The following is a 25699-nucleotide window of genomic DNA, read 5'->3' as shown; positions in this document are numbered from 1 at the left end:
AAGGTGGCATGCCTCGGAAGAGACATGCCAGATTTTTGTGTTGGCCACCGCGTCACTCCGGCGTGTACCAGATGGGCGAGGTATAGGCGCGCTCGGTGATGGTCATGACGGTGCCGGGCAGAGGCTGGGTTCCGAACCGCTTCGCGTCGTAGGCGGTCCAGCGTGGCGTCGGGATCTCGATCACTCGGCCGTAATAGAAGGCCGGCTGGGTCGGGTCGAAGTCGGGGTCCGTCCAGACCGTCGCCAGCTCGGGTGTACCAATCGTATTTGTCCAGGTGGCATGCACCACGTCGACGGTGTCGCCGACCGGAGGCAGCTTGCCATCCCCGCCTGGCCTGCGCCGCTCGGCATCGGCCCAGGCGACGTCATAAACCTTCTCTTCGAGCTTGCCGTCTCTAGTGAGCCAGCCCTTGACGATCTGGTAGCGGTCGAGGTTCGCGCCGAGCGGATCCTTCAGCGCCGCCACGAGGAAGGTGGGTGACTTGCCCTGCGGTGCGGTCCGCAGGTCGCCGCCCATCGGCACGCCCTTGGTATAGCCGGTCTGGGCGGGAAGGCGGCTGTTGGCGTCCTGCGCGACGAAGTCCCATCCGCCGAAGAACCGCACGAGCATGCGTGGCCCAGTCGTGCCATAGGTCTCCCGCCGTTGCATAGCGTCCCACAGGGATGCACGGGTGTTCTCCTTCGCCCATACGGCGGCATACCCTGAGGAGGAAACCTGCCAGTCCATCACCTTGATATTTGTCTTTGGGTTGTCGAAGAAGGTGGCCAGCATGCGCTCAGGACTGGGCTCCTGCGGCGTGGTCTTGCCGAAGAAGTTGTCCTCCTCCATCGCGGCAAGACCTGTGTGCGCGTCACTGCTGCCGACAAGGCCGAACTTGTAGGGGTTCACCCCGAGCGTCTGTCCGAGCTTGAGGCCGTTCTTCAGTGCCGAGCGGGCGTACTCGAATTCGAGCATCTCCCTGGTCTTTGCGACGCTGGCGTCGAGATTGCCAAAGTCCCAGCGCTCGAAGTTGGCGAACTCGTCGTTCGGCGACAAGATTGGATGGGCTTCGCCATCGCCCTTGGTCTGCGTGGTCTCGTAGAGCCGTTCCCATCGCGTCCGCTGCTCGGCATACGCCCGGTCGATCCTCTTGCCGAAAGCCTCGACAACGGGGAACATCAGGCCGTTGCTGAGATTGCCGTTATGCGCGATGGCCAGCACGCTGCCGCCGGTTTTGTTCTGGTAGGCCTCCATCCACTTCCAGAGCTCTTCCGGATTATCGCTCCCGAGCGGCCTTTGGGTCGTGAACGGCTCGACCTGGCTCGCCTTGTCGCCGTTGTCGCGGAAGATGACGTTGCGGTGCAGGTTGTTGCCGCCGGTGTTGGAGGTCCATTCGTAACCGATGAAGGCAGTGAAGCGGCCCGGCTCGTTGTATTGCTCGGCGGCAGCAATCGTCTCCTGCCATGCACTGCGATAGGCACGAGTGCCGGGGGAGTACATGAGATCCTTGGGGAACGTCCCCTGCGAGAATGTGCCGATGATCTGGAGGGCGGCCTCCGCACCCCTGCCGGATTGGACCAGGTCATACCATCGGCGTCCCGTCGGATCGGCCAGCAGTTCGGGCTTGCCTGCAAACAGGTCCGGGAAGAAGCCCATGTTGTCGGAATGGTCCGCGACAACGAGGAAGTCGAGCGGGCGGGAAAGCTTCACCTGCTGCCCGCTGGAGGCGGTCAGTTGCTCGCCCTGGGCGAAGCGGTAGGCCTCTTTCGGCCCGAGCCGCGCACCGAAGGCGCCCGCGTCCATGGAGAATGAGGTATGAAGATGCGTGTCGCCGAAGAACGGCCGCGAGGGAAAGTCGCGGTTGGCATAAGGAGAATAAGAGGGCTTCGGCATCGCCTTCTCAATCTGCTCTTTCGTCGGAGACCCGATATCTTGAGCCCACGCCGATGACGTGAGACCGAGAGCCATCACTCCCGTTAGAAGCGAGCGTTCGAAATGGACCCTTTTCATAGGCTTTCTCCCGTCGTTGAACCTGTATCGGCACGGCCAGCCGACACTGCCTTGTTTCTTCCTCTGGAAGCCGGCCGAGAGGCACTGATCAAAATGCAACGACGCGCTGGATGACCCAGAACATCGCAAGACTGCCGATGGCGTAGGGCGGCACCAACTCCGCCCAGCGTGGCCACGCCACCCGGATGCGCTTGGCGCAGGCCATGACAGCGAGAACGGCGGCTACGAACAGCAACTGGCCTGCCTCGACGCCGAGATTGAAGAACAGGAGTGCCACCGGGATGTGGCCTTCCGGCAGGCCGACCTCGCTCAGGGCCCCGGCGAAGCCGAACCCGTGCAGCAGGCCGAAGATGAAGGCGACGATCCACGGCATCTGCGCCGCGAGCCCCGTGCGGCCCCGTCGTGCCTGTACGATCTCGGCCGCCACGAACACGATGCTGAGCGCGATGACCGCCTCGACAGGTCTGGAGGGCACGTGGACGATCCCCAGCGTCGCCAGTCCAAGCGTGATGCTGTGTGCGACCGTGAACGCCGTCACCGTCTTCACCAGCCGCCATGTCCCCGTCGAGAGGAGCAGCAGGGCTAGCGCGAACAGCAGGTGGTCGATGCCCGTCAGGATATGTTCGATGCCAAGCGCGAGATAGGTGCCCGCCACGCCCCAGGTGCTTTGGCTGGTCGGGATTACGGCTCCAGGCTGCTGGGGCGTGAGGCGCTGAACCCATGTGCTGCCGTCGGCGAAGGCGATGCGGACGAGCGCGTCCGTGAGGGTCGTCTCCAGGCCGGCGATGCGCAGGGTCTGCCCGCGCAGGCTCTCCGCCCGAAGGCGCCAGGTCTGCACGGCGGCGCTGCCAGTCATCTGCGTCGCGACCGGCGTCAGAGCCTCGACCGGGCCGGAGAAGGCCGGATTGAGCGCCAGGCGCATCTGGCCCAGCATTGGAGTCTTCCACAATACGCTGAACTCCCCGGGCCGGACCTCTCTCAGGTCGAGATAGGCGGGCCGGACCTCGTGCGCATGGCTCGGGAGCGGCGACAGCAGTGCCGCCAGGGCAACCAGGATCGGGAGCAGCCTCATGGCCTAACCTCCGCATGGTTCTCAAGAGGCCCAAGCAGGGGGCGCACGGCGGGATCGGCGACGAGCCGGTACTTTCGCAACAATCCCTCGTAGAGCTGAGCGTTGGCCGTCTCTTGCCGCTCACGGCGCCATTCCTCCGCCAAGCGCTCGCGGACCTCGGAGAACGGGATCGCCCGGGATGGCGGTGCCTCCGTGACCTTGACCAAATGCACACCGTAAGTGGACTCGATAGGGTCTGACCAATTCCCGACTTGGAGTGTCATGACAGCACGTGCGAAGGCCGCACCGAACAGGTTGGCAAGCGCCTGCTCGTCCTGATCGGCAAACGTGTCACCGAGCAGGAGTCGGTCTCCATGGTCTACCGGGAGTGCGGCAGCATTGGACAAGGCCGCGAGGCTGGTGCGCGCACGGTCGCCCCCTTGCTCGCGACGGAAGAAGACCTGCAAGAAGGACACGCGCGCCGGAGTGCGGACGAGGTCCGGACGCGTTTCATAGAGAGCGCGCAGTTCCGCCTCCGGCGGCTCGGCGGTGCGGATCGTATCGTCGAGGAGGAAGGTCATCTTCTGCGCCAGCCGGCGGCGGACCACGATGTCTCCGATGTCGAGCTCCAGCGCCCGTGCTTCGCGCGAAAGAACCTCTTCCTTCAGATGGTCCGCGACCAGGCTTTTGAGTTCCTCGTCAGTGGGCGGGCGGCGCCACTGGCGCGTCCACATCTGCTTCAGCCATTCGGCGTCCGCGGCGGTGAGATGGATGGCGGGAGGAGCTGCCACTCCTCCGCCGCCGCTTGGATCGAGAGAGGCATGGACCGCAAACAGCAGCCCGCCGATGGCAACAAAGTGCAGCAACGGCTCCTTCAGCAATCTCATGACGCACTCCCTGCAATTCCGGATCGCCTCTCAGCGGGGGATATGAAGATGGTCTTCCACTCCTGCTTCATGTCGACCACGGTCCAGTCTCCGGCGGCCGACTCGTTGAGACCCTTGTCGAGGCGGCCGATGCTGGACTGGCGGTCGTAGGCCCAATCCGCCCGTGACAGCACGGTCGTGATCGACAGGAGCGCTGCGGCACCGAGGGCTACCCCGATGCATCGGGTGATCTGCTGCCTCGTTGGAAGATGGCGCATCATGGATAGCCTCCGTCATGTGATTTCGGCCGCCAAAGCGGCGATCTGTGCTCGGAGAGAACATTCCCGGAAGTTCCGGACGCGACAAGCGGCACGAGCACTTGTGTTGTTATCTAGCAGCGTATGGGGTCGACCACCTGTAACTTACTGTATGTTACGGAGCAGGCCTCTGCGCTTAGTGCCGAGAAATGGTCATTGTTGAGCCAATTCTGCTGCTGTGACCTCCGGCATGAAAATCGGTCTTGCGCCTTCCAAAAGGCATTGCCTTAGGCCAGTAGTTGCACTTGGCCGCACCATAATCCCATCGCACGATGAGGGTTAATGGTGGCGAACACAAAACAGGCCGCTCAACCTAAACCTACAGGATGCTACAGGCGGCCTCCGTTCTCCTCTGCTAGCGTATGGCAAGCTCGTGCCGCTTGTCGCGTCTGGCCCGATCATTATCGGAAGCTCATGTCGTCTTAACCGGTCGATTATTCACGGATAGGAGATAGGCCATGATCAAGGAGACTGCTGGCCGACTTGCCTTTCGCGTGCTTGATGATGTGACGCAGCGGCTGCGCCGGGAAGCGGAGAGCCAAGATAACTTAAGTCGGGCTGCTAAGCTGAACCGCTTGGCATCGGTATTGGAGGAACTGCGCAATGAGGAGGAAAACCTGATCAGACGAGGGTTCGAAAAATCCGATGGGCTTGTTGGTGAGCAACACATGTAGGTGTGCAGCGCAGCGGCAAGGGCCGGCTCTAACCCTTGGTAGCGAACGGTGTCTTTAGAGCTGTCCCTGAATGTCCGCGCCGTCGTAGGCGATCCTCATACGGTATAACGTATGCTCAGAATAGATGTGCGTGCTCAGCGTTGAGGAATGGTCGACTGAAGGGCAGTTTCAGCCGCAGTCGTGTCCGGTACAGGGAAGCCGGCCTTGCGTGCGCCCTCGGCCAATAGGGCGCCATCTTTAGGCCGGTAATTGCGCTTGGCCACCTCCCGATCCCAATGGTCGAAGAAGGTGGGGCGCGCCTGAAGGAAACGATTCCGTGCCTCGGTAGCCTCGGCCTTCATCCCGAGCTGGGCGTAGATGATGGCTGACACGAAATGGTAGAGCGGGAACTTCTCCAAGTTGACCTGCCTCATCAGAAGCTCGGCCCTGTGAAAGTCGCGGTCCAGATAGGCAAGCTGCGCCAGCGTTCCGTTGTAGTAGCCTGAATGACCTGGATTGCGGGCAAGGGCCTGTTCCATGAGGGCCATACCGCGCTTGCGGTCGCCGGCTTGGCCCAAGCGGCTTCCGAATTCCGCGAGCAGCTCGGTGTCGTTCGGATTGAGTGCCACCGCCCGCTCGGCGACCTGCAGCGCCTCCACCGGCTGCTCCGTGAAGAAGAGTGTGGTCATCAGCGCCTGCAACCCGCGGACGTTCTCCGGGTCGAGGCGATTTGCTCGGCGGGCAGCCTCGATGGCGCGCTGTGTCGCTGTCGGCGAACCAGGGCGTGGGTTGAACCCGAAGCGATCCTCGTCGAGATAGAGCATCGACAGCATCGCCCATGCGGTGGCGTAGCTTGGATAGCGGGCAATCGCCCGTTCAAGGCATGCCTGGATCGCGGCGTGGCTCGCTGGGCTCAAGGCCGCGCGATAGCCATAGAACTGCAGAGTGCAGGCATAGGCCTCTAGGTCGTCCGGTGCCGTTGATTGCACCCGCTGCTCGTCAGCCCGGAAAACAATGCCGTAGGGCTGGCCGACGGTGGTTGCGACCTTTTGGGCCACGTCATCCTGAACCGCGAAGAAGCCGCGGACCTGCAAATCGTCATCATAGGCCTGCGACCACAGCACCGCACCGGTCTGGGCATCGAGGAGGCGGCCCGTCACCCGCAACTGCTGCCCTGCGGTCCGGACGCTCCCCTCCAGCACATACCGCACGCCGAGTTCACGGTGGATCCGGACTGCGTCAGCGTCCGGAGGGATGCTCCTCGACGTCTCCCGCCCGAGGACCGACAGCTCCTTGAAGCGGGCGAGCTGGCTTAGGACCTCCTCGGTGATGCCTTGCGCGTAGATCTTCGTTTCCGGGGCTTCACCCAGGCTGGCAAAGGGCATGACAACGACGGTTGGGCCGCTTGGCGCCCGAGCCGCTGATGCCTGAGTCGGCGACGGTGTAATTTGATGCGAGGTCCCCCACCAGGCGAGACCGGTGACGGCGGATGCAAGGGCCACGGTGCCAAGGCCAATCCAGAGCGGATGTGGACGCCGGGATGGCAGGGCAACTGGGGCCTCCTGCAGCGGAACGGCAAGAGACGGCTGGTCCGCGGTCTCTACTGCTTCCACTTCGGGGACGGCCCGCAGGGTGAAGTGGGGGATGTAGGCGCCCTTCGGGACGTTGATGATGACGGGATCGGACAGGCCGGGGACCAGATAATAGTGTTCGAGGGCGCGGCGGAGCCGGCCCGCCTCGATCCGCACCACCGGATCGCTCTGAGCATCGAAGTTCGGGTCGCGTTCGAACACCTCGGTTCCGACCGAGTAAGCCTTGATGCGGTCCGCTCGTCCGGCGAGCGTCTCCTCGACGATGTAGCGTAGGAACCTGCGGGCGCGCGCGGAGAGGTCGAGATCGGGGCTAGCGATAAGGCGTTCAAGCTGGGCGCGTACGTCTTCTGCCGAAGGCTGCGACTGCGCCTGCAACGGTCCGTCAACCCCATGTTTAGTGCCGTCGAACATCGGACCGGCTCTTTTGGGCGTCGGGAGACGCATAAAAGCGCCTGTAACCTACAGTAACTTACTCCTCTGTCACACGCTATAGGCCGATACTGATACTTGCGACGGCGCACCTGTGCCGTCTCCTGAATCGCGCGGTCTTATCATGGATCAATCCATACTAGTCGCCATCGCCCGCTTCCCGGACCGGGGGCATGCCATCGAGGAACTCGCGAGAACTGACGAGGACTTCCGGTTGCTGTGTGCCGATCTTGCCGATGCCGAGGCGGCCGCCATTCGATGGGAACGCTCGTCTTTGCCGGTGAGCGCCGCTCGAAGCGCCGAGTACCGGGAGCTGGCGCGGGATCTCGCGGCCGAACTGGAGGCGACGCTGGATTGCCATGCTCAATGAGAGGAAGCTGCCATGACTGCATCCCTTAACCCCGCTGCCCCCCACCATCTGCCGGCCTTCATCGCCGGTCCAGACGGGACGGACGTGTTCATGACCGTGATGGCTGTGGTTCTGGTGGTCGCCGTGCTGGCCATCGGCCTGCTGTTCCTGCGTATCCACACTCTGCCCGAGCGGATTGCCCACAAGGGTCATAAGCTGCAGTTCGAGATCGTCGCCGTGCTGGGCCTGCTGGCCCTCTTCACGCACATCCACCTCTTTTGGGTCATCGGCCTGCTGCTCGCCCTGATCGACATCCCGAACTTCGGAGGGGTGTTCGGCCGGATGGCGGGAGCGCTGGAGAAGATCGCCGGCGTCCCGCCAGGGGAGGGCGCAGCCGATGTGCCGGACGAGACCGGTGTCCCCATCACCCATCCCGAAGAAACCCGGCCGCCCTCGCAGCCCACACCGAAGCTCGTTCCATTAAACAAGGGGAGCTGATCCATGCTTGAGCTTCTTCTCTGCGCAATCTTCACGATCCTTCCGGACTATCTGATCCGTCGCTATGCCCAGGGCAAGCGGCTCGGCAAGGAGATCACGCTCTACTCGGTGTGGTTCGAGCTGCGGTGGGGCATCGTTGCCTGCCTTATGCTCACCGTGGGGCTGATCACGGTGATCTTCTACAATCACCCCTCCACGACCAGCGCCACATTGTATTACAGGACGGTCCCGATCCTGCCAGAAACCAACGGTCGGGTTGCCGAGGTCCATGTCGAAGGCGTGACCGGAGAAGTGAAGCAAGGTGAACCCATCTTCCGACTCGACAGCGCGACCCAGGAGGCGGCGGCGGAGGCCGCCCGGCGCAAGATCGCCGAGGTCGATGCCGCGCTCGTGGCGGCGCGGACCGATGTCGTGGCGGCGGATGGCAAGATCCAGGAGGCCCGGAGCGCCTATCAGCAGGCTGTGGACGAACTGGACACCAAGCAGGAGCTGAACCGGCGCAATGCCGCCATCGTGGCGGCCCGTGAGATCGAGAGGCTTCAAGTTGTGGTGCAGGGCCGCCAGGGAGCGGTGGCGGCCGCGACCGCCGCCAAGGACGCCGCCGAGATCCAGATCTCCTCTCTCCTCCCGGCTCAGAAGGCCAGCGCCGAGGCCGCACTGGCCCAGGCCGACGTGGAACTGAGGAAGACCGTCGTCCGGGCCGGCGTGGATGGGCGCGTGGAGCAGTTCACGCTGCGGGTGGGCGACATCGTCAATCCGTTCATGCGGCCAGCCGGCGTGCTGATCCCGCAGGGTGCCGGGCGGAAAGCCATCACGGCGGGCTTCGGGCAGATCGAAGCGCAGGTCATGAAGGTCGGCATGGTGGCCGAGGCCACCTGCATCTCGAAGCCGTGGACCGTCATCCCAATGGTGGTGACGCAGGTGCAGGATTTTATCGCCGCTGGCCAGATTCGCACAGGCGAGCAGCTGTTAGATGCACAGCAGGTAGCACGGCCGGGCACGATCCTGGTCTTCCTTGAGCCGCTCTACGAGGGCGGACTTGAGGGCGTTACACCGGGCAGCTCTTGTATTGCCAATGCCTATACCAGCAACCACGATCTGATCGACTCCGGCCAAGTCGGCGCCACCAAGGGGCTTGTTCTTCATGCGGTTGATGCTGTCGGGATCGTGCATGCGATGATCCTGCGGATCCAGGCGCTGGTGCTGCCGATCCAGACCCTCGTGTTCGGCGGACACTGAGGCCTTGTCGACCCGGTGGCCCTACACTGGCCGCGACCCTCTTCGCGGTCACCATAGCCCTGCTTTGGCATACACGACCACCGGAACACCAAGGTGCGACGCCGTGAACATGCATCCGCAGAGGGTCCAAAAAGGAGGCCGGCTCGGCAACGGCGCAAAAGCCTGATGCACGTGCCCTACGCGGGCGCCCGCTGTTCTAGTGCATCGCCCTGGTCCTGCAGGGCGGCGCTCTCGGAGCCTACCAGGTTTCGTGCTGCAGGTTGCGATCACGAACGCTAGGCTAGGAGCCCAAATCCTTGAGCAGGAAAGCGCAAGCCTCCAAGACCTGGTCGCCCGCAAGGAACTGAAGATCGTCGCGGCGATGCATGATGCCCCCAGTGGCCGCATCGCAATCCTGGAATGAGGGCAGGGCGAACATTCTCCCGCACTAGGGTCACAAGGGATTAGCTCTTCCCGACGATGTGATGAAGCCCCCATCGACCCGCACGGAGCGCCAGCGCACGGGCTTTGCACCCTTGGCTCGCAGTGATGGAAAAACCTCTTGACGTATGCTTGCGCCGATGGCGAATGAGCCCTAGGTTCAACCATAATGGGTGACCTGGCGGTGCCCGCGCAAGAGCATCCGAATGCCTCTCCTGACACCAGAACAGTGCCGTGCCGCCCGTGGCCTCTTGGACTGGACCCAGGAGGAACTCGCCGAACGGGCGGATGTATCGCGCAGCACCGTCCGCGACTTCGAGAATGGTCGCCATCACCTCCACTCCGCGACGGCATCTCAGGTTGTTCAGGCTCTGGAGCAAGGTGGGGTAATGCTGATCCCTTCGGAAGAGGCCGGTCCCGGGGTGCGGCTTCGGAAGCCTATGGCGTAAGAGCCGAGCAGCTTATCGAAAAGAACGATGCCTAGCCTAGCTACGGCCAACGGCAGCAAATACCAAAATGGTGAGCCCGGCATCCACATTGTCATCGCGCTGGCGAGGCCTGCTTCGGTGGAATCGGTCCTGCATGCGCTCCTCCGGGAAGGTCAGTGTCGGCGGTGGACCTGCCAAGGGCAGCCCCTTATGCGAACTGCGATCTTGGGCGCGTGAAGCCTTGCTCACCCCTCCCTTGCTCATCCCTCCTGGGGAGGGATCAGGTCCTCCACCGCCGCAGCGGCTGGAACCTCCGAGCTTCCCTCCGTGCGGTCACGATAGAGCGCCGCCCGGACAACCAGCATCAAGGTCACTGGAGTGGTGAGCGTGACGAACACGGCCATCAGAACTTCATGGACCACCGGCCGCGCCTCGATCACGCTAAAGAACAGGGATGATCCGGCTAAGATGCTAGCCATGCCGAAGGACGTGCCAAGTGTAGGCGCATGGACACGGGCATAGAAGTTGCCGAGCCGCAGCAATCCGAGCGATCCGATCAGGGTGACAGCCGCCCCGACCATCACCAGGAGGGCGGTTAGCAGTGCAGCCCAGGCCGGCATGGTCCCTGCTGCGGTCATTCGATCACCTCCCCGCGCATGAGGAACTTGGCCAGCGCGACGGTCGAGACGAACCCTAGGAGGCCGATGACCAGCGCTGCCTCAAAATACAGCGTGCTGCCGGTTCGGATCCCGAAGGTGACCAGCGTCAACATGGCGCTAACGTAGAGGCTATCGAGTCCGATGATCCGGTCCTGCGCCCGCGGTCCCCTGACGAGGCGGTAGGTGGCGCAGCACATCGCCAAGCCGAGCATGACCTGGGCGCCGACGATGGCCCACCCGAGGATGGTAAGAGCGCTCATTCGAAGATCTCCATCAGCAGACGCTCGTAGCGGCCCTTGATTGTTCGGACCCAGACCGTCTCGTCGATCAGGTCGAGCACGTGCAGCAGCAGTGTGCCCTTGGCAGCGTCGTAGTTTACCCAAGTCGTCCCAGGCGTCGACGTGATGATGATGGCAAGGACCGCGAGTCCATTGCGGCTGCGCAGGTCGAGTGGAATTGTCATGAACCCTGCGTTTACACCGGGCTCGCGGGGGCTGACGATGATGAGGCCGACGGCGATGTTGGAGCGGAGGATGTCGACAAGAACCATGCCCGCAAGACGCAAGGCCGCCCCGGGGCTGCGGATACGGGGCTTCTCTGGCCTCAAGGCCGCCATCACCCATGACGCGAGGACGGCGATCACGCTTCCCAGGATGACGTGGCCGGCCGACACCGACTGGTTGAGCAACAGCCACAGCACGAGCAAGGCCAGCGAGAGCAGCGGGTATGGCAGGATGCCGCTCATGGTCGTGTCGCTCCATCGGCGGATTCGACCCTCGGCACACCCAGGACGCCCGTGATGTAGTTCTGCGGGTTCTGAAGAGCCTTCGTTGTCGCCTCCATGTAGCGCATGGCAGGACCGCCGCCGACGGTGAGGCCGAGGCAGAGCAGCAGGAGGCACAACACTGGGGCCATCTCGATGACCCGCACCCGGGGAATGCTGTCGTCCAGGCGGGCCCAGAAGGAGCTGATCCCGGCCCGTGTCATGGCGATCAGGGTCGCCAGGCCCGACAATGTCAGAAGTCCGATCAGCATCCAGGCCGAGACCTGGATCGTGGCGCCGTCGGTCTTCAGCATCGCCGCCATCATGCCGAACTTGCCGATGAAGCCGGCAAGGGGCGGGAGGCCTGCCAGGAGCAGAGCGCAGGCGATGAAGCTGCCGCCGAGGATTGCGATCGAGGCCGGAATGGCAACGCCGATTTCCTCCCCGGGATCGCCATCATTGCTCTCACTATAGACCTCCATCGTAACGGCGAGCACGTCGGCACCGGGATCGCGCATGCGCTCGACCAACTCGACGAGCAGGAAGAGGGCGGCGATGCCCAAGGTGGAGCTGACGAGATAGAACAGGGCGGAGCCGATCACCGCGCCGCCTCCGGTGCCGATGGCAGCGATCAGCGTTCCTGACGAGACGAGCACGCTGCACCCGGCGAGCCGCGGCAGGGACTGTGAGGCCAGCACGCCGACCGTGCCGAACACGATCGTCAGCATGCCGATGGCGAGCAGCCCGTCACCACCGAATCCGGCTAAGGGCCCGGCATCCGCACCGAACATCAATGTCCACAGGCGCAGGATGACGTAGACGCCGAGCTTGCTCATGATGGCGAAGATGGCAGCAGCCGGCGCAGAGGCGGCTGCATATGTGGTCGGGAGCCAGAAGTTGAGAGGCCACGCGCCCGCCTTCATCAGGAAGGCGCTGCCGAGGATCGCCGCCGCTGCTGCCAAGAGGGCCGCATCCCCCGACTCAAGGGACGGAATGCGATTGGCGAGATCCGCCATGTTGAGAGTGCCGGTGACGCCGTAGGCCAGGCTGGCGCCGATCAGGAAGAGAAAGGAGCCCGTCAGGTTGATGGCAATGTAGGCAAGTCCCACCCTGACTCGGGCGACCCCATCCCCATGGAGAACAAGACCGTAGGACGCCGCCAACAGCACCTCGAAGAACACGAAGAGGTTGAACAGGTCCCCGGTCAGGAAGGCTCCGTTGAGTCCCATGAGCTGAAGCTGGAAGATCGTGTGGAACCGCGGTCCGGCGCGATGCCACCGCGCGAGTGCGTACAGCAGTGCCGCGATGCCGAGTACGCTGGTCAGCACCAGCATCAGGGCGGAAAGGCGATCCAGCACCAGCACGATACCGAACGGCGCCGGCCAGTCGCCGAGCCGATACACGCTGATGGCCGATCCGCCCGATCCTGCGGCAGGCGTGTCGGCTAGGCGAAGCAGCATGATCGAGACGATCAGCAAGGCAACCGTTGTCGCGACCCCTATCGCGCTCTTGAGGACGCGCCGGCGCTCGTCGAGGAGGAGCATCACGGCCGCGGAGGCGAGCGGCAGCAGGATCGGGACGATGATCAGGTGGTCGGCCGAGCCCGTCATTGCGGATCCTCCCGGCCATCGACATGGTCCGTGCCCGTGAGGCCGCGCGAGGCCAGCAGGACGACGAGAAACAGGGCCGTCATGGCGAAGCTGATGACGATGGCGGTGAGCACCAGGGCCTGCGGCAGCGGATCGGCATAGAGCGCCGGATCAACGGCTTCGGTATTCTCCAGGACCGGTGCCCCGCCGACACGCAGCCGGCCCATGCCGAAGATGAATAGGTTTACCGCATAGGAGAGCAGGGACAGGCCGATGATGACCTGGAAAGTGCGTGGGCGCAGCAGGAGCCACACTCCCGACGCAGTCAGGATTCCAACGGCCAGCGCAAAGACGAGCTCGGTCATGCGTCCTCCTTCATGAGCGAGGGTGCCGCGGTGGGAAGGGGAGGACGGGCTGTCCGTGGGCTGCGCACCGACTGGTGTGCCAGGGCGATCAGGATGAGCACGGTGGAGCCCACCACGACCGAGAAGACGCCAAGGTCGAACAGGAGCGCGGTGGCGGCGGGCACCTTGCCGATACCGGGAAGGTCCAAGTACCGGAAATAGGAGGTCAGGAACGGGTGGCCGAACAGCCAGGCGGCCATGCCGGTAAAGGCCGCGCAGAGCAGGCCGGCGCCGATCCAGCTAATCGGACGAATGCGCAGCCGCGCCTCGACCCAGCGCGTTCCGCCCGCCATGTATTGCAGGATCAGCGCAATCGACATCGTGACCCCGGCCGCGAAACCTCCTCCCGGCAAATCGTGGCCGCGCAGGAACAGGTAGATCGCGACCATGATGATCACCGGGAAGAGCCACTGCATGATCGTCGCGGGGATCGTGAGGTAATCGGCGAGGGTGTCGCCCACGGCCCGATCCGGGTTGGCCCTGTCATAGGCGTCCTGCACCTGCTGCTGCTCCGGCGCTTCGACGCTCTCAGGCGCGGGACGGAAGCGGCGCAGCAGGGAGAAGATCGTGATCGCCACCACGGCAAGCACCACGATCTCGCCGAAGGTGTCGAAGCCGCGGAAATCGACCAGGATGACATTGACGATGTTGCGGCCACCGCCTTCGGAGTAAGCGTTCTCGACGAAGTAGCGCGAGACTGTATCGGGGATTGGCCGCGTGAGCATCGCGTAGACGATCAACGTCATGCCCGTGCCGGCCGCGAGGGCTAGCATCAGGTCCCGTGCGCGCCGCACCCTTGCCTGGAGGCCTAACGAGAGGCCTTCCCCAGCGATCTCGAACCGCTTCGGCAGCCAGCGCAGGCCAAGCAGGATCAGCACCGTCGTGACGATCTCGACCAGAAGCTGGGTGATGGCGAGGTCGGGGGCGGAGAACCAGACGAAGGTGATGCACGTGACCAGCCCGGCCCCGCCCAGCAGGACCATGGCGGCAAGACGGTGGTACTTGGCTTGGTAGGCCGCGCTGATGGCGCATAGGCCCCCGACGATCCAGAGCAGGAGGAAGGCGGGGTCGAAGGCCGTGCCTGGGCGTAAGCCGGCCTCCAAACCTTGCCGATAGAGCGGCCACAGGGCCGCGAGCACCGCGAAACCCACCAGCAGCCGCAGTTGCGGTTGGAGCCGCTGAGTGCCGAACAGGCGTTCCAGGGAACGCGCCCATTTCCATGACAGGGCGACAAGTACCCGCTCGAAGATGCGCTGGCCCTTGAGACGTCGCATCAAAGGTGGGCCTTCGATGCCCTTCGCGAAGTGCCGCTGCAACAGCCAGTACAGAATGATGCCCCCAGCCAGCGCGATCATGCTCATGAGCAGGGGCTCGTTGAAGCCATGCCATACGGCGAGGCTGTAGTAAGGGGTATCCGAGCCCAGGACCGACCGAACCGCCGTGGCGAGAAACGGCCCGATGGTCATCGCGGGCACGACGCCGACGAGCAGGCATGCCAGGACGAGGAACTCGATGGGAAATCGCATCCAATGCGGCGGTTCGTGCGGCGTGCGCGGCAGGTCGGACGCAGGTGGGCCGAAGAACACGCCATGGATGAATCGCAGGGAGTAGGCGACGCTGAAGGCGCTCGCCAGCATGGCGAACCACGGCAGGGAATGGTCGAGAAGAGAGTCGACGTGGAAGGCCGCGGCCTCGGCAAAGAACATTTCCTTGGACAGGAAGCCGTTGAGCAGTGGCACGCCGGCCATGGCGGCGGCCGCGACCATTGCCAGAGTGGCCGTGATCGGCATGAACCGGAACAGCCCGCTCAGGCGCCGGATGTCGCGGGTGCCGGACTCGTGGTCGATGACGCCGGCTGCCATGAACAGCGATGCCTTGAAGGTCGCATGGTTCATGGTGTGGAAAATGGCCGCGACCGCTGCGAGCGGGCTGCTGAGGCCGAGAAGGAGCGTGATCAGGCCGAGATGGCTGATGGTGGAATAGGCGAGAAGGCCCTTGAGGTCCTGCTGGAAGATCGCCGCGTAGGCCCCCAGGACAAGGGTGCAGAGCCCAGCCGACACCACGATGTAGAACCAGGCTTCAGTGCCGGACAGCACGGGCCAGAGCAGGGTGAGCAGGAACACGCCAGCCTTAACCATGGTCGCTGAATGGAGATAGGCCGAGACCGGGGTTGGCGCGGCCATGGCGTGCGGCAGCCAGAAGTGGAACGGGAACTGAGCGCTCTTGGTCAGAGCCCCCAAGAGGACCAGGATCAGAGTGGGCAGGTACAGGCTGCTGGCGCGGACCTGGTGACCCGAGGCCAGCACCTGGTCGAGGTCGTAGCTGCCGACGATGTGGCCGATCAGCAGGACGCCGACGAGCAGGCACAGTCCCCCCGAGGCCGTGACCGTCAGGGCCATGCGGGCACCGTCCCTTGCACTGGCATTGTGATGCCAATAGCCGATGAGCAGGAACGAGAAGAGGCTGGTCAATTCCCAGAAGAAGACCAACTGAATGAGGTTGCCGGAGAGCACGATGCCCAGCATCGCACCCATGAAGGCGAGTAGGAACGCGAAGAACCGCGGCACCGGATCGGCGGGCGACATGTAGTAGCGCGCGTAGAGCGCCACCAGGAAGCCGATGCCGGTGACCAGCATGGTGAACAGCCAGGTGAAACCGTCCATGCGCAAGGTGAAGTCGAGGCCAAGCGTTGGTATCCATTCGAGGCTCGTGCGCAGAACGCCCCCACGACCAACGGCCGGGTATTGGACGGCCGTCAGAATGGTGGCGCACAAGGCCACAGTCCCGGCCAGGAAGGCGGCTCCGTTCCTGGCATCCTGGCGCAGGAAGGCGGCAACGAGGCTCCCGATGAAAGGAAGGGCGACGATGGCCAGGAGGGGCATGCCACTGGACATGGATTGAGCGGTCTCCTTCCGGGTGGGAGCGGGGTTGAAACTCCAAAAACTTGGGCGATATCGCCCAATATGGTTGACATAGGGGCCACAGCGCAAGGGCGTGGCCTAGCAAAGTTAACATCTGGGCCGTTCAGGGCTGAAGTCGAATGGCGCTCGGTCCATGGGTCTCAACCCAAACGCAACCAAAAGGGGGACCTTTCTCCAGGAATTCAGTTGAACCCGAAATGGTCATCAACGGAGAACAGGATGCGCGGCCCTCGCATATTCCCTCGCATGCTAGGAATCTTCAGGCAGAGTTTGATCTACCTCCTTGGCGCGTCGATCCTGGCAGCCGTGCTCCTGACTTGGTACCACCTCGATCCCTCAACCGCTCCAATCGTCCTCTGGTAGTCCAATAAGGATCGCCTGGGCGTATGATGCCTCACTCGGGCGGCATGTCCGCGCCGGCTGGTCCTCTATAGGTTGGGACTGAGTAGCATCATCACCCTAAGTCTTGGCGTTTCGAGCACCAGCTGTTCGCCAGGCGCGACCTAATGCTTACGGGCTTGCACCAAGTAGACGGGTATTGTTGTCTCTCCGAGAGCCTTGCAGGCTTCCAGGCGATGCAAACCCTCGACCAGGACAAAGCGGGTGCCATCTGGTCGCACGAGAATAGGCGCCTCTTGCCCTTTTGCCAGCATGCTTTCGGCAAGGACCTCAACCTTCTGCCGATCCAGGGTTTGACGCCGTTGGACGGGCACATAGACATCTTGGATTGCAATGATCTGCTTTTTCATCATCTCTGCTGCTCCTGGCCTAAGGCTCGTCTCTATGGATGCAATACTTTGAGCATATTCCGGGCCGGAAAAGTCATCGAAACAAGCAATTCAGCATGAAAGTTGCGTGATGGCTGTAATGGGGGATGAAGCACACGTGGCGTTGTTCTTCTAACTTTGCGCCTACGAGGCAGGTGAGCCCCCTTGTTTGGTGGCAATCCAGATAGTGTGTCTTGCGCCGCCACGTCTTCCATTGGCGCGCACACCTACTTCATCTACGCGAAATCCCACCTTGCGCAGGCGCTGGGTGAAGGCTTTATTCGGTGCCGATGACCATACGGCCAAGACGCCACCAGGTGCCAGCGCCGTCCGGGCGGTGCTTAGTCCGGGCAAGTCGTAGAGGCTATCATTGGTCTTGCGTGTCAGGCCTTCAGGTCCATTGTCGACGTCGAGCAGAATAGCGTCGTAAGCAGACCGGCCAGATCTTATCAGGCGCCCAACATCTCCTTCGACGATGCTGACGCGCGGATCCATAAGGCTATCGCCGAATACCTCGGCCATAGGACCTCGCGCCCATGACACCACAGCGGGTAGAAGTTCAGCCACGGTAATCTGAGCATCGGAGCCGAGTTCAGCAAGCGCAGCGCGAAGCGTGAAACCCATCCCCAACCCGCCAATAAGGATCCTTGGTCGCTCGCTGCCCCGAAGTCTCAAGCAAGACAGTTTGGCGAGATCCTCCTCGGAACCACTGAGGCGGCTATTCATCAGTTCGTTATTGCCCAACATGATGGAAAACTCGGCACCGCGCCTCTTGAGGCGCAGTTCGCCCTCGCCACCAGGGATTTTTGCCGTGTCGAGTAAAACCCAGGGGATCATGAACAGCTCTTCGAACAGTATGACTTGTCTCGCGAAGGACCATGCACAGTCAAACGCACCTGTCAGGAAGGACCGATCAGTTGACGCACGTTCATGATCGCATTCGAACGATGCATCGAGCAGGGCCGTTCAGAAGTCGACGCGCTAGGATCCTAGCGCTTGCCACCGGATGGTTTCGCCGGCGCCCCACCTTTGACTTGGTTTGCGAAGGGTGAGATCTGGACTGCCTCTTTGGGCTTATCCTTCTTCGGCTTCTTTGCCTCGCGGTTGCCGCGTTGTTCGCCTCTGGCCATCGCTGGTCTCCGTTGTTCGTCAGTTCGCAGGTGAGATCATCTCAGTCGTGAGGTGGCTTGTCGAGCAGATGGTCAAAATCGGCCAATACGCGGTCAATGAGCTTGCGGCGACGTAAATCGCTTGCATCCAAGCTCTGCGTGAAGAGGCCAAGCAGATAGCGTGCTTTCTCAGCTGCCTCGTGCCAATCGTTGGCGGGTGCGGCTGCCAGCAAGTCTTCGAGTTCCGCCTGTCTGGTGCGGAGTGCTTCCTGATCGGCTTCGACCTCGGACCGGAGGCGTCGAAGATCAGTTGCCTTCTGAGCGGCCATGCCGCGATGAGCATCGAGTTTTGTCGGTTGATCAGCCATAATCTGTTCCTTCGTGCCCTTTACCTGCGCCTCTCCTAGTGAGGCGACCCGCTAAGTGCGCTCGATCAGGAGACGAGCCAGCGTCTTGGCCAAGCGCTCATTCTGTCCGACGGGCTCAGGCGTCACGTCATGCCATTCATGTGCTCGAAGCGACCACCCGATGTCCGAGAGGCTGCTGAGCGGCTCATGCGGCCAAGCAGGCTCGCCCGTCGGCGTCAGGATCATGAACTGGCGTGAGGTCTTCATACCTACCCGGGCGACGTACAGGATCTCGTCGCCCCGTCGGAGCAGTGCGAGAGGATCGTATATCTGGGATCCGTGAAAGAACGCCTCGGCGTTGGTCAAGTGTCTGACGCCCGGGCTGCGATTTCGCTTTCGCGCACGGCACGCTCGCCGAAGCCAGACGACTTGATGCGGTAGGAGACCTCACCGGTCTGATCCGCCGGCATGAGGCGGGTGACCTCGTAGATGCCGCTGGCACTTGCACGCTTATCCGAAATACGCGGATGCGTGATTCGGACCAACTGATTAATCTGATACTTATGGGACATTCATTCCTCCTGGAACTCAACAGCTATGGGGCAGGGTAGGGCGTATAACCGGTACCCGGGGTCCGTCGGCACAAACAAAAAAGCCGCCCCACATGGGAGCGGCCTCAAGGCTTAGCGGCACAGGTTTGTATCCTGCACCCATCATCAGAGATTAAGCCATCTCGATGTTGTTGACGGCAACCTTGCCGGAGCGGCTGTCTTCAGCCGTGTCGAAGGTGACCTTCTGGCCTTCGACGAGGCCGCGCATGCCGGCGCGCTCAAGAGCGGTAGCATGAACGAAAACGTCCTTGCTGCCATCGCTCGGCTGGATGAAGCCGAAGCCCTTCATGTCATTGTAGAACTTTACTGTGCCCGTAATCATTGGTGTAACCCTTCGAGATTGTTGCAGATGCGCGTGAGAGAAGGCGCGCAAAAGCGCGACCTCAACTCGGTTCGTCGATGTGATGGTAAGAAAGTCCGAACGTGCGCCTGGAAAAACCAAAAGCGAAACGACCCGATTGTCCGGCCAAAATCCGATAAGAATTATATAGATCTTTTCTTTACCAATAGCAAGTGCCGCCCGTTATTTGATTGTATCTAGACACGAATTGGCAACGCTCGGCGCAATCGAGAGATAAAACTGCGCTTGGCTGAAAACGCGCTGATTGAGTACTATCGAGCTCGTCCCGTGCGCCTTCACCTGCCGCCGTCCCTGCCTTACCCTGCATTATTGCTCCCATTCCCTTGTGCGAGAGTATAAGGGGCTCGCGCTCCTCTCCTACGGCTTCCGTCCGTTCTTTCTCTTTGGATCACTATATGCAGCGGCTTGGCTTACTGGAAAGTATCCACCCGTTTGCGTGTGACGGCCTGAAATAGGTGCATCCATGTCGGCACCAAGGAGCTCTCGCTAGGATCAAGCCTCAGCATGCAGGGCGGGCTGGAGGCATCCTTTCGCCTCCAGCTCCTCTCGGATGATCCTCTTTGCGATTTTGCCATACGCTGACTTTGGGAGGGCATCCCAGAAGAACACATGCTTGGGGAGCTTGTAACGGGCGATCCTGCCATCGAGCCAAACGAGAAGTTCGCCCTCGCTGAGCGTTTGATCCGGCCGCAGGGCGCAGACGGCCACGCCGGCTTCACCCCAGGTCCTGTCAGGCACGCCCAGCACCGCGACCTCGGCGATGGCCGGATGAGTGAGCATCTTCTCCTCTATCTCGCGCGGGTAGATGTTGGAGCCGCCCGAGATGTACATGTCCGAAGCGCGACCGGTGATGAAGAGGAAACCCTCGTCGTCCATGTGGCCGAGATCGCCGGTCCTGAACCAACCGTCCCGGAAGGCTTTCTCGTTGGCTTCCGGGTTGTTGTAGTAGCCGGCGAAGACAGCCGGCCCGCAGACGCAGATCTCGCCTGTGACGCCCGCCGGCACCTCTCGCCCCTGTTCGTCCTGGATCGAAACCTGCATGCCCGTGCGCTCGTAGCCGCAGGTTCCCACCCTCGCACCGGGGCCGTCTTCCGGATCGTGGAGCGCGGGTGGCAGCACGGTGATGTTGCCGGTGACTTCCCCGAGCCCGAAGTACTGCACCAGCACCTTTCCGAGTTTCTGCAGCGCGTGCTTCTGGTCCTCCCTGTACATGGGAGCGCCGGCATAGATCACATAGCGCAGCGACGAGTGATCGTGCGCATCGACCGAGGGGTGCTCTGTCAGGAGCTTCAGGATGGTGGGCACGGTGAACATGCTCGTGATGCGCCACCTCTCCACCAGGCTCCAGGCTTCTTCGACGTCGAAGCGTTCGCCAGACAGCAGCACCGTCTTGGCGGCCCGCGCGACCTGCACGAGCTGATGGACGCCGGCTCCATGGGAGAGTGGCGCGACCACCAGGGAGGCATCAGCGCTCGTGGTGCCCGGCATCAGGTCGCAGAGATGATTGGTGATCACGAAGGCCATCTGGCCATGGGTCAGAACAGCGGCCTTGGGCCGTCCCGTCGTTCCTGAGGTGAAGAAGAACCAGCACGGGTCGTCATGTTCCACGGCCGCTTCCGGCGCCGATTGTTCCCTGTGACGTTCGACGAGATCGTCGTAGTTTTCGCCGAAGCTCGAATGGCCTATGGAGATCAGAAAACGAACAGCCGGCGCCGCTTCACGGATTGTCTCAGCATGGTCGGGAAAGTCGCTGTGACAGATCATGGCCGAAGCGCCGCTCGCCTGTGCCAGGTAGGCAACCTCGTCCGGAGTCTGTCGAAAATTGGTCGGCACCCAGACGGCGCCGAGCCGGAAACAGGCAAACATCGATTCGAACATCTGGTTGCAGTTCTTGGACTGCACCAGCACGCGATCACCTTTTTGGATGCCTTTTGCCGCGAGCGCCGCCGCCATAGCGTCGACACGCCGGTCGAGCTCGGCCCAGCTCCATGTGCGTTCGCCCCAGACAAATCCGATTTCCGCGCCGTGCCGACGTGCGGCCTGACGCAGGATATGGGATAGATTCATGACCCGCTTCGTCGCAGGTGTGATCAGGGGAGGGCTGCTCATGGGGCTCATTCCGAAGGGACGGGGCAATGGATGGACATGGTCAGGCTCCTACCGGCAGAAACATCTTGCGGAGCTTGCTCTCGACACTCTCGACCTCGGTTCTGAGATGGCGGACAAGCTCCGGCTGCCGTTCGGCGCTCATGCGGCTGTCGATGGCTGCAAGGCTCAGTGCACCGGCGATGCGTCCGTCCGGGAACCTGATCGCCAAGCCGAGGCCCCAGGAACCGGCAACGATGCGGCCGGGGTTGAGCGCATAACCCTGCCGGCGCGCGGCAGCGATATCGTCACGGATCTGCTCCACCGGGTAATAGGCATACTGGACTTCGAGAACCTTCCTGTTCGCGGCCAAAATGGTCTCCACCTTGTCGTCATCCAGGGAAGCCAGCATGGCGAGCGAGCCGGCGCCGATACCGAGAGGATGCTGGTTCCCAACCTGCAGGGCATGAGTGCGCACGGGATAGGTGCCTTCCTCCCGGTGCAGGCACACGGCGTAATTGCCGCGCCTCACGGACAGAAAGCTCGTATCCATCGTGACGTCGGAGAGATTGCGCAGGCTCTCAAGCGAAAGCTCAAGCAAGCCGTGACGGCGCGACGCGAGAGTGCCGAGCACATAGGCTTCCTCACCCAGATAATACCGGCGTGTCCGCACCTCCTGCTCGACAAGGCCGGCCCGCATGAGGGCGAGGAGCAGCCGCCGGGCTGTCGGTTTGTTGAGGCCGCTCTCCTCTACGATGTCGCTCAGCTGCGCGCCGCGTTCCGCTTCACGTCCGACGAGCGCCAGCAGGCGCAGGGCTCTGTCCACGCTCTGGGACCCTGACAGATCTCCGGTCGACAAGGAGGCATCATCCATGGTGCATGTCCGTCGTCGGTCCACATGATGGACCGATACTGCCGATCCTCATCCTTGCGCACAGGCTAAATTGCTTCGACCCGTGTTGCAATGGTTTGTAAGACGTGTATCTTTTTGCCGTCCATTGCGAAATAAAGATCCATAGGATGGACCTGTCGCGGAGCATTTATTGCCAACGCAGCAGGGACGGGAGGGAGCGAGATGATTGTTGAGGGAACCGGCATGAAGCCCTCTCAATCCTGCTTGCGGGCCATGCCATCTCCTTCGAGCGGAGCGTAAGATGTCGCGCCGCATTCGAAACCGGCCATCCCTGAGCAGCAGAACGCGCCGCCACCGGGCGGCGTGATTGAGCATGGAGAGCAACATGGCTGCCGCCAGCGACACCGTCGCCCCGCTGACAAGCGTCGAGGAAATCGCTGCGCGTCGCGTCGGGAATTTGCTGGTCCGCCCGATCGAGGCGGTCTCGGCGCTGCTTCTCTGCGTCATCATCGTGCTGCTTCTGGTGGGCGTCGCCTCCCGCTATGTGTTCTCCTATCCGGTGGTCTGGATCGATGAAGTGGCGTCGATCTCGTTCCTGTGGCTTGCCATGCTGGGCTCGGCCATCGCCATCGACCGGAACGAGCATCTCAGGCTGACGCTCTTCACCGGGATGTTCCCCAGAAGGTTACAGGGGTTCATCCACACTCTCGGCCTCGTGCTCACCGCAGCGTTTCTGCTTGTCATGCTGCAACCGGCTGTCGAGTACGTGATGGAGGAATGGTACGTCACATCGGCGGCTCTCAACATTCCCAACAGCTTCCGCGTCTCGGCCATCGCCTTCGGCATCTTCGCAATGCTGGGCTTCATCGTGTCGCATGCGGTGAAGACCTCGACTATGCGCGATCTCGCCGTTTCGGTGGTCCTCGTGGCGGCCATTGTCGGGATGCTCTGGCTCCTTTCGCCCGCTCTACTGAGACTCGGCAACGTCAACATCCTCATCTTCCTCGTCGGGGTTGTGGCCCTGTGCCTGGTGATGGGCGTGCCGATCGCCTTCTGTTTCGGCATCGGAACCCTGGCGTTCCTGGCCTTCAGCACGCGCGTGCCGATCTTCGTCATGATCGGTCGCATGGATGAGGGCATGTCGAGCATCATCCTCCTGTCGGTGCCGATCTTCGTATTCCTCGGCTGCATCCTGGATGCGACGGGCATGGGCAAGGCTATCGTCGACTTCCTTGCCTCCCTCCTGGGTCACGTGCGAGCCGGCATGTCCTATGTGCTGCTCGGCTCGCTTTTTCTGGTCTCCGGCATTTCCGGCTCGAAAGTGTCGGACATGGCGACCGTCGCCCCCGCCCTGTTTCCGGAGATGAAGCGACGCGGGCACAAGCCGCGGGAGATGATCGCGCTGCTGGCGACGGGCGCGGCCATGGCCGATACCGTTCCGCCGAGTATCGTCCTCATCGTTCTGGGCTCGGTCGCTGGCGTTTCCATCGCGGGCCTGTTCACGAGCGGCTTCATCGTGGCCATGGTGCTGCTCGCCGTGCTCGCAGCCCTTGCGCGCATGAAGGCTTCCGGCGAGCACCTCGGCGATGTGCGGCGCGCGCCTTTCGGGACCATGTGGCGCATGATGCTCATCGCGGCACCGGCGCTGGTGCTGCCGTTCATCATCCGGAGTGCGGTCGGCGGTGGTGTAGCAACGGCAACCGAGGTTTCCACCATCGCGGTTCTCTACGCCCTCATTATCGGCATCTTTCTCTATGGCGGCATCGGACTGCGCAAATTCTACGACATGCTCGTGGAGACGGCTGCTCTGAGCGGCGCGATTCTGCTGATACTCGGCACGGCCCTTGCCATGGCCTGGGCGCTCACCCAGACCGGCTTTGCCCAGCAACTCGCAACCTACATGGCAGGCCTGCCCGGCGGCTGGATCATCTTCATGGCCGTTAGCATCGTGGTCTTTCTGATCCTCGGCTGCGTTCTCGAAGGCCTTCCCGCGATCGTCCTCATGGCGCCGCTCATGTTCCCGATCGCAAAGAACCTGGGCATCAACGACATCCACTATTCCATGGTCGTCGTCACGGCGATGAATATCGGCCTGATGGCACCTCCCATCGGCATCGGATTCTACATCGCCTGCAAGATCGGCAACGTCCCGCCCGACGAGGCTATGGGAGCCATCTGGCCCTACATCCTGGCGCTGCTGGTCGGCCTTGTGCTGATCGCCGCAATTCCAGGCATTTCCACCGCGTTCCTGTGACAGGAGAGCCCGCCACAAGTCGTCTTACACAACAAGCATGAGGGAGAGAAACATGATCATTTCACGCCGTACCCTGCTGCAGGGCACCGCCACAGCCGCAATGGTCGGTAGCTTCGGAGTTCGCGCTCAATCGGCCGAGTTCACCTACAAATACGCGAACAATCTGCCGGTCACGCACCCGATGAACCTGCGGGCGAAGGAAGCGGCCGACAGGATCAAGCAGGAGACGGGCGGACGGGTCGAGATCCAGATCTTTCCCAATAACCAGCTCGGCTCCGATACTGACATGCTGAGCCAGGTCCGGTCGGGCGGTGTCGAGTTCTTCACCCTGTCGCCCCTGATCCTGTCCACTCTCGTGCCGAATGCCTCGATCAGCGGCATCGGCTTCGCCTTCCCGAATTACGACAGCGTCTGGAAGGCCATGGACGGCGATCTTGGCGCCTATGTGCGCGGCCAGATCACCAAGGCTAACTTGGTCGTGATGGACAAGATCTGGGACAACGGCTTCCGTCAGATCACGAGCTCGAGCAAGGCGATCCAGACGCCCGACGATTTGAAGGGCTTCAAGATCCGCGTGCCGGTAAGCCCACTATGGACCTCCATGTTCACCGCCTTCGGCTCGGCCCCTGCCAGCATCAACTTCGCCGAGGTCTATACCGCGCTGCAAACCAAGGTGGTCGACGGCCAGGAGAACCCGCTGGCGATTCTCTCCACCGCGAAGCTCTTCGAGGTGCAGAAATTCGTTTCCATGACCAACCACATGTGGGACGGGTTCTGGTTCCTGGCCAATCGCCGTGCCTGGGAGCGGCTGCCGGAAGACTTGCGCCCCATCGTGGCCAAGCACCTCAACGCTGCCGCGGTCGAGGAACGCGCCGATGTGGCGAAGCTGAATGCCGGCCTCAAGGACGAACTCGTCTCCAAGGGCATGCAGTTCAACGATCCGGACCCGGCCCTCTTCCGCGAGGCGCTGCGGAAGGGCGGCTTCTATGCCGAATGGAAGAAGAAGTACGGGGACGAGGCCTGGGCCATCCTCGAGAAGGCCGTGGGCAGCAGCCTGACCTGATCCCCATCCTCGCGACCGGCGGACACACCGCCGGTCGCACGCTCTTTCCTGCTGAACGTGCTGAGACGCGCTGGAGAGCTT

The 25699-nt window shown here is 62.5% G+C and carries 27 protein-coding genes; 8 read left to right on the top strand and 19 right to left on the bottom strand.

The features are described 5' to 3' along the window. Window positions 1-52: 52 nt before the first annotated feature. From VB618_RS18930 to VB618_RS18915, 4 genes are all read right to left on the bottom strand, one after another. Window positions 53-1948 (bottom strand): DUF3604 domain-containing protein, encoded by a 1896-nt coding sequence (locus VB618_RS18930; RefSeq protein ID WP_442931865.1) that lies wholly within the window; start codon window positions 1946-1948, stop codon window positions 53-55. Window positions 1949-2078: 130 nt separating this feature from the next. Further along, window positions 2079-3062 carry a HupE/UreJ family protein gene (locus VB618_RS18925; RefSeq protein ID WP_329798307.1) on the bottom strand — a complete coding sequence of 328 codons (984 nt, stop codon included), beginning with the start codon at window positions 3060-3062 and terminating at the stop codon, window positions 2079-2081. Continuing rightward, the gene (locus VB618_RS18920) at window positions 3059-3928 is read right to left on the bottom strand and encodes a peptidylprolyl isomerase (protein ID WP_329798306.1); all 870 of its coding nucleotides are present in this window, start codon (window positions 3926-3928) and stop codon (window positions 3059-3061) included. Before VB618_RS18920 ends, VB618_RS18925 begins: the two co-directional genes overlap by 4 nt. Then, window positions 3925-4188, bottom strand: coding sequence for a hypothetical protein (locus tag VB618_RS18915; RefSeq protein WP_329798305.1), 264 nt, complete (start codon window positions 4186-4188; stop codon window positions 3925-3927). The genes VB618_RS18920 and VB618_RS18915 overlap by 4 nt, the downstream gene beginning before the upstream one ends. Before the next feature lie 494 nt (window positions 4189-4682). Here VB618_RS18915 and VB618_RS18910 point away from each other — a divergent pair, with 494 nt between their 5' ends. After that, complete coding sequence (locus VB618_RS18910) at window positions 4683-4898, top strand: hypothetical protein (RefSeq protein WP_329798304.1); 216 nt, start codon at window positions 4683-4685, stop codon at window positions 4896-4898. Between the two features lie 134 nt (window positions 4899-5032). On the opposite strand, the gene VB618_RS18905 is transcribed toward VB618_RS18910, so the two are convergent. Next, window positions 5033-6880 (bottom strand): adenylate cyclase, encoded by a 1848-nt coding sequence (locus VB618_RS18905; RefSeq protein ID WP_329798303.1) that lies wholly within the window; start codon window positions 6878-6880, stop codon window positions 5033-5035. A 142-nt stretch (window positions 6881-7022) separates the two neighbouring features. Here VB618_RS18905 and VB618_RS18900 point away from each other — a divergent pair, with 142 nt between their 5' ends. The 5 genes from VB618_RS18900 (at window position 7023) to VB618_RS18880 (ending at window position 9853) form a co-directional block, all read left to right on the top strand. Next, window positions 7023-7268, top strand: coding sequence for a hypothetical protein (locus VB618_RS18900; protein ID WP_329798302.1), 246 nt, complete (start codon window positions 7023-7025; stop codon window positions 7266-7268). 12 nt (window positions 7269-7280) lie between these two features. After that, complete coding sequence (locus tag VB618_RS18895; protein ID WP_329798301.1) at window positions 7281-7745, top strand: hypothetical protein; 465 nt, start codon at window positions 7281-7283, stop codon at window positions 7743-7745. 3 nt (window positions 7746-7748) lie between these two features. Continuing rightward, a complete protein-coding gene (locus VB618_RS18890) occupies window positions 7749-8984 on the top strand; it encodes an HlyD family secretion protein (protein ID WP_329798300.1) in 1236 nt (411 codons plus the stop codon). A gap of 250 nt (window positions 8985-9234) precedes the next feature. Next, complete coding sequence (locus tag VB618_RS18885; protein WP_329798299.1) at window positions 9235-9387, top strand: hypothetical protein; 153 nt, start codon at window positions 9235-9237, stop codon at window positions 9385-9387. Window positions 9388-9610: 223 nt separating this feature from the next. Further along, entirely contained in the window at window positions 9611-9853 is a 243-nt protein-coding gene (locus VB618_RS18880) for a helix-turn-helix transcriptional regulator (RefSeq protein ID WP_329798298.1), read from the top strand. Window positions 9854-10092: 239 nt separating this feature from the next. Here the strand turns inward: VB618_RS18880 and mnhG are convergent, their stop codons facing one another. The 14 genes from mnhG to VB618_RS18810 form a co-directional block, all read right to left on the bottom strand. Then, window positions 10093-10470, bottom strand: coding sequence for a monovalent cation/H(+) antiporter subunit G (gene mnhG, locus VB618_RS18875; protein ID WP_329798297.1), 378 nt, complete (start codon window positions 10468-10470; stop codon window positions 10093-10095). Beyond that, window positions 10467-10751, bottom strand: a complete 285-nt coding sequence (locus VB618_RS18870; protein WP_329798296.1) for a K+/H+ antiporter subunit F — start codon at window positions 10749-10751, stop codon at window positions 10467-10469. Before VB618_RS18870 ends, mnhG begins: the two co-directional genes overlap by 4 nt. Then, window positions 10748-11236: a Na+/H+ antiporter subunit E gene (locus tag VB618_RS18865; RefSeq protein ID WP_329798295.1), complete on the bottom strand. Its 489-nt coding sequence runs from the start codon at window positions 11234-11236 to the stop codon at window positions 10748-10750. The genes VB618_RS18870 and VB618_RS18865 overlap by 4 nt, the downstream gene beginning before the upstream one ends. Beyond that, entirely contained in the window at window positions 11233-12864 is a 1632-nt protein-coding gene (locus VB618_RS18860; protein ID WP_329798294.1) for a monovalent cation/H+ antiporter subunit D, read from the bottom strand. Before VB618_RS18860 ends, VB618_RS18865 begins: the two co-directional genes overlap by 4 nt. Then, entirely contained in the window at window positions 12861-13208 is a 348-nt protein-coding gene (locus tag VB618_RS18855) for a Na+/H+ antiporter subunit C (RefSeq protein ID WP_329798293.1), read from the bottom strand. Before VB618_RS18855 ends, VB618_RS18860 begins: the two co-directional genes overlap by 4 nt. Continuing rightward, window positions 13205-16141 carry a monovalent cation/H+ antiporter subunit A gene (locus tag VB618_RS18850; RefSeq protein ID WP_329798292.1) on the bottom strand — a complete coding sequence of 979 codons (2937 nt, stop codon included), beginning with the start codon at window positions 16139-16141 and terminating at the stop codon, window positions 13205-13207. The genes VB618_RS18855 and VB618_RS18850 overlap by 4 nt, the downstream gene beginning before the upstream one ends. Before the next feature lie 530 nt (window positions 16142-16671). Continuing rightward, window positions 16672-16920, bottom strand: coding sequence for a ParB N-terminal domain-containing protein (locus VB618_RS18845; RefSeq protein ID WP_329798291.1), 249 nt, complete (start codon window positions 16918-16920; stop codon window positions 16672-16674). A 159-nt stretch (window positions 16921-17079) separates the two neighbouring features. Continuing rightward, window positions 17080-17772: a hypothetical protein gene (locus VB618_RS18840; RefSeq protein WP_329798290.1), complete on the bottom strand. Its 693-nt coding sequence runs from the start codon at window positions 17770-17772 to the stop codon at window positions 17080-17082. A 334-nt stretch (window positions 17773-18106) separates the two neighbouring features. Beyond that, on the bottom strand, window positions 18107-18412 hold the full coding sequence (locus VB618_RS18835; protein ID WP_329798289.1) for a hypothetical protein: 306 nt from the start codon (window positions 18410-18412) through the stop codon (window positions 18107-18109). 51 nt (window positions 18413-18463) lie between these two features. Then, a complete protein-coding gene (locus VB618_RS18830) occupies window positions 18464-18658 on the bottom strand; it encodes a hypothetical protein (RefSeq protein WP_329798288.1) in 195 nt (64 codons plus the stop codon). A 95-nt stretch (window positions 18659-18753) separates the two neighbouring features. Then, window positions 18754-18963, bottom strand: coding sequence for a hypothetical protein (locus VB618_RS18825; protein WP_329798287.1), 210 nt, complete (start codon window positions 18961-18963; stop codon window positions 18754-18756). Between the two features lie 151 nt (window positions 18964-19114). Beyond that, the gene (locus VB618_RS18820; protein ID WP_329798286.1) at window positions 19115-19324 is read right to left on the bottom strand and encodes a cold-shock protein; all 210 of its coding nucleotides are present in this window, start codon (window positions 19322-19324) and stop codon (window positions 19115-19117) included. Window positions 19325-19855: 531 nt separating this feature from the next. Continuing rightward, complete coding sequence (locus VB618_RS18815; RefSeq protein ID WP_442931863.1) at window positions 19856-21472, bottom strand: acyl-CoA synthetase; 1617 nt, start codon at window positions 21470-21472, stop codon at window positions 19856-19858. A 40-nt stretch (window positions 21473-21512) separates the two neighbouring features. Continuing rightward, window positions 21513-22322, bottom strand: coding sequence for an IclR family transcriptional regulator (locus VB618_RS18810; protein ID WP_329798284.1), 810 nt, complete (start codon window positions 22320-22322; stop codon window positions 21513-21515). Between the two features lie 364 nt (window positions 22323-22686). On the opposite strand from VB618_RS18810, the gene VB618_RS18805 reads away from it, so the two are divergent. Continuing rightward, window positions 22687-24555 (top strand): TRAP transporter large permease, encoded by a 1869-nt coding sequence (locus tag VB618_RS18805; RefSeq protein WP_329798283.1) that lies wholly within the window; start codon window positions 22687-22689, stop codon window positions 24553-24555. Window positions 24556-24607: 52 nt separating this feature from the next. After that, entirely contained in the window at window positions 24608-25618 is a 1011-nt protein-coding gene (locus VB618_RS18800) for a TRAP transporter substrate-binding protein (protein ID WP_329798281.1), read from the top strand. Window positions 25619-25699 lie beyond the last annotated feature (81 nt).

The organism is Microvirga sp. CF3062, from assembly GCF_036314045.1.
Classification (GTDB): Bacteria; Pseudomonadota; Alphaproteobacteria; order Rhizobiales; family Beijerinckiaceae; genus Microvirga.
The sequence above is the reverse complement of the archived record's forward strand: the minus strand, read 5'-3'. Positions and strand labels throughout refer to the sequence as shown.

Bases quoted from the DNA above. Each gene is read 5' to 3' on its own strand.
- VB618_RS18930 (WP_442931865.1), bottom strand. From the start codon at position 1,948: ATGGCTCTCGGTCTCACGTCATCGGCGTGGGCTCAAGATATCGGGTCT.
- VB618_RS18925 (WP_329798307.1), bottom strand. From the start codon at position 3,062: ATGAGGCTGCTCCCGATCCTGGTTGCCCTGGCGGCACTGCTGTCGCCG.
- VB618_RS18920 (WP_329798306.1), bottom strand. From the start codon at position 3,928: ATGAGATTGCTGAAGGAGCCGTTGCTGCACTTTGTTGCCATCGGCGGG.
- VB618_RS18915 (WP_329798305.1), bottom strand. From the start codon at position 4,188: ATGATGCGCCATCTTCCAACGAGGCAGCAGATCACCCGATGCATCGGG.
- VB618_RS18910 (WP_329798304.1), top strand. From the start codon at position 4,683: ATGATCAAGGAGACTGCTGGCCGACTTGCCTTTCGCGTGCTTGATGAT.
- VB618_RS18905 (WP_329798303.1), bottom strand. From the start codon at position 6,880: ATGTTCGACGGCACTAAACATGGGGTTGACGGACCGTTGCAGGCGCAG.
- VB618_RS18900 (WP_329798302.1), top strand. From the start codon at position 7,023: ATGGATCAATCCATACTAGTCGCCATCGCCCGCTTCCCGGACCGGGGG.
- VB618_RS18895 (WP_329798301.1), top strand. From the start codon at position 7,281: ATGACTGCATCCCTTAACCCCGCTGCCCCCCACCATCTGCCGGCCTTC.
- VB618_RS18890 (WP_329798300.1), top strand. From the start codon at position 7,749: ATGCTTGAGCTTCTTCTCTGCGCAATCTTCACGATCCTTCCGGACTAT.
- VB618_RS18880 (WP_329798298.1), top strand. From the start codon at position 9,611: ATGCCTCTCCTGACACCAGAACAGTGCCGTGCCGCCCGTGGCCTCTTG.
- mnhG (WP_329798297.1), bottom strand. From the start codon at position 10,470: ATGACCGCAGCAGGGACCATGCCGGCCTGGGCTGCACTGCTAACCGCC.
- VB618_RS18870 (WP_329798296.1), bottom strand. From the start codon at position 10,751: ATGAGCGCTCTTACCATCCTCGGGTGGGCCATCGTCGGCGCCCAGGTC.
- VB618_RS18865 (WP_329798295.1), bottom strand. From the start codon at position 11,236: ATGAGCGGCATCCTGCCATACCCGCTGCTCTCGCTGGCCTTGCTCGTG.
- VB618_RS18860 (WP_329798294.1), bottom strand. From the start codon at position 12,864: ATGACGGGCTCGGCCGACCACCTGATCATCGTCCCGATCCTGCTGCCG.
- VB618_RS18855 (WP_329798293.1), bottom strand. From the start codon at position 13,208: ATGACCGAGCTCGTCTTTGCGCTGGCCGTTGGAATCCTGACTGCGTCG.
- VB618_RS18850 (WP_329798292.1), bottom strand. From the start codon at position 16,141: ATGTCCAGTGGCATGCCCCTCCTGGCCATCGTCGCCCTTCCTTTCATC.
- VB618_RS18845 (WP_329798291.1), bottom strand. From the start codon at position 16,920: ATGATGAAAAAGCAGATCATTGCAATCCAAGATGTCTATGTGCCCGTC.
- VB618_RS18840 (WP_329798290.1), bottom strand. From the start codon at position 17,772: ATGATCCCCTGGGTTTTACTCGACACGGCAAAAATCCCTGGTGGCGAG.
- VB618_RS18835 (WP_329798289.1), bottom strand. From the start codon at position 18,412: ATGGCTGATCAACCGACAAAACTCGATGCTCATCGCGGCATGGCCGCT.
- VB618_RS18830 (WP_329798288.1), bottom strand. From the start codon at position 18,658: ATGAAGACCTCACGCCAGTTCATGATCCTGACGCCGACGGGCGAGCCT.
- VB618_RS18825 (WP_329798287.1), bottom strand. From the start codon at position 18,963: ATGTCCCATAAGTATCAGATTAATCAGTTGGTCCGAATCACGCATCCG.
- VB618_RS18820 (WP_329798286.1), bottom strand. From the start codon at position 19,324: ATGATTACGGGCACAGTAAAGTTCTACAATGACATGAAGGGCTTCGGC.
- VB618_RS18815 (WP_442931863.1), bottom strand. From the start codon at position 21,472: ATGAGCAGCCCTCCCCTGATCACACCTGCGACGAAGCGGGTCATGAAT.
- VB618_RS18810 (WP_329798284.1), bottom strand. From the start codon at position 22,322: ATGGATGATGCCTCCTTGTCGACCGGAGATCTGTCAGGGTCCCAGAGC.
- VB618_RS18805 (WP_329798283.1), top strand. From the start codon at position 22,687: ATGGCTGCCGCCAGCGACACCGTCGCCCCGCTGACAAGCGTCGAGGAA.
- VB618_RS18800 (WP_329798281.1), top strand. From the start codon at position 24,608: ATGATCATTTCACGCCGTACCCTGCTGCAGGGCACCGCCACAGCCGCA.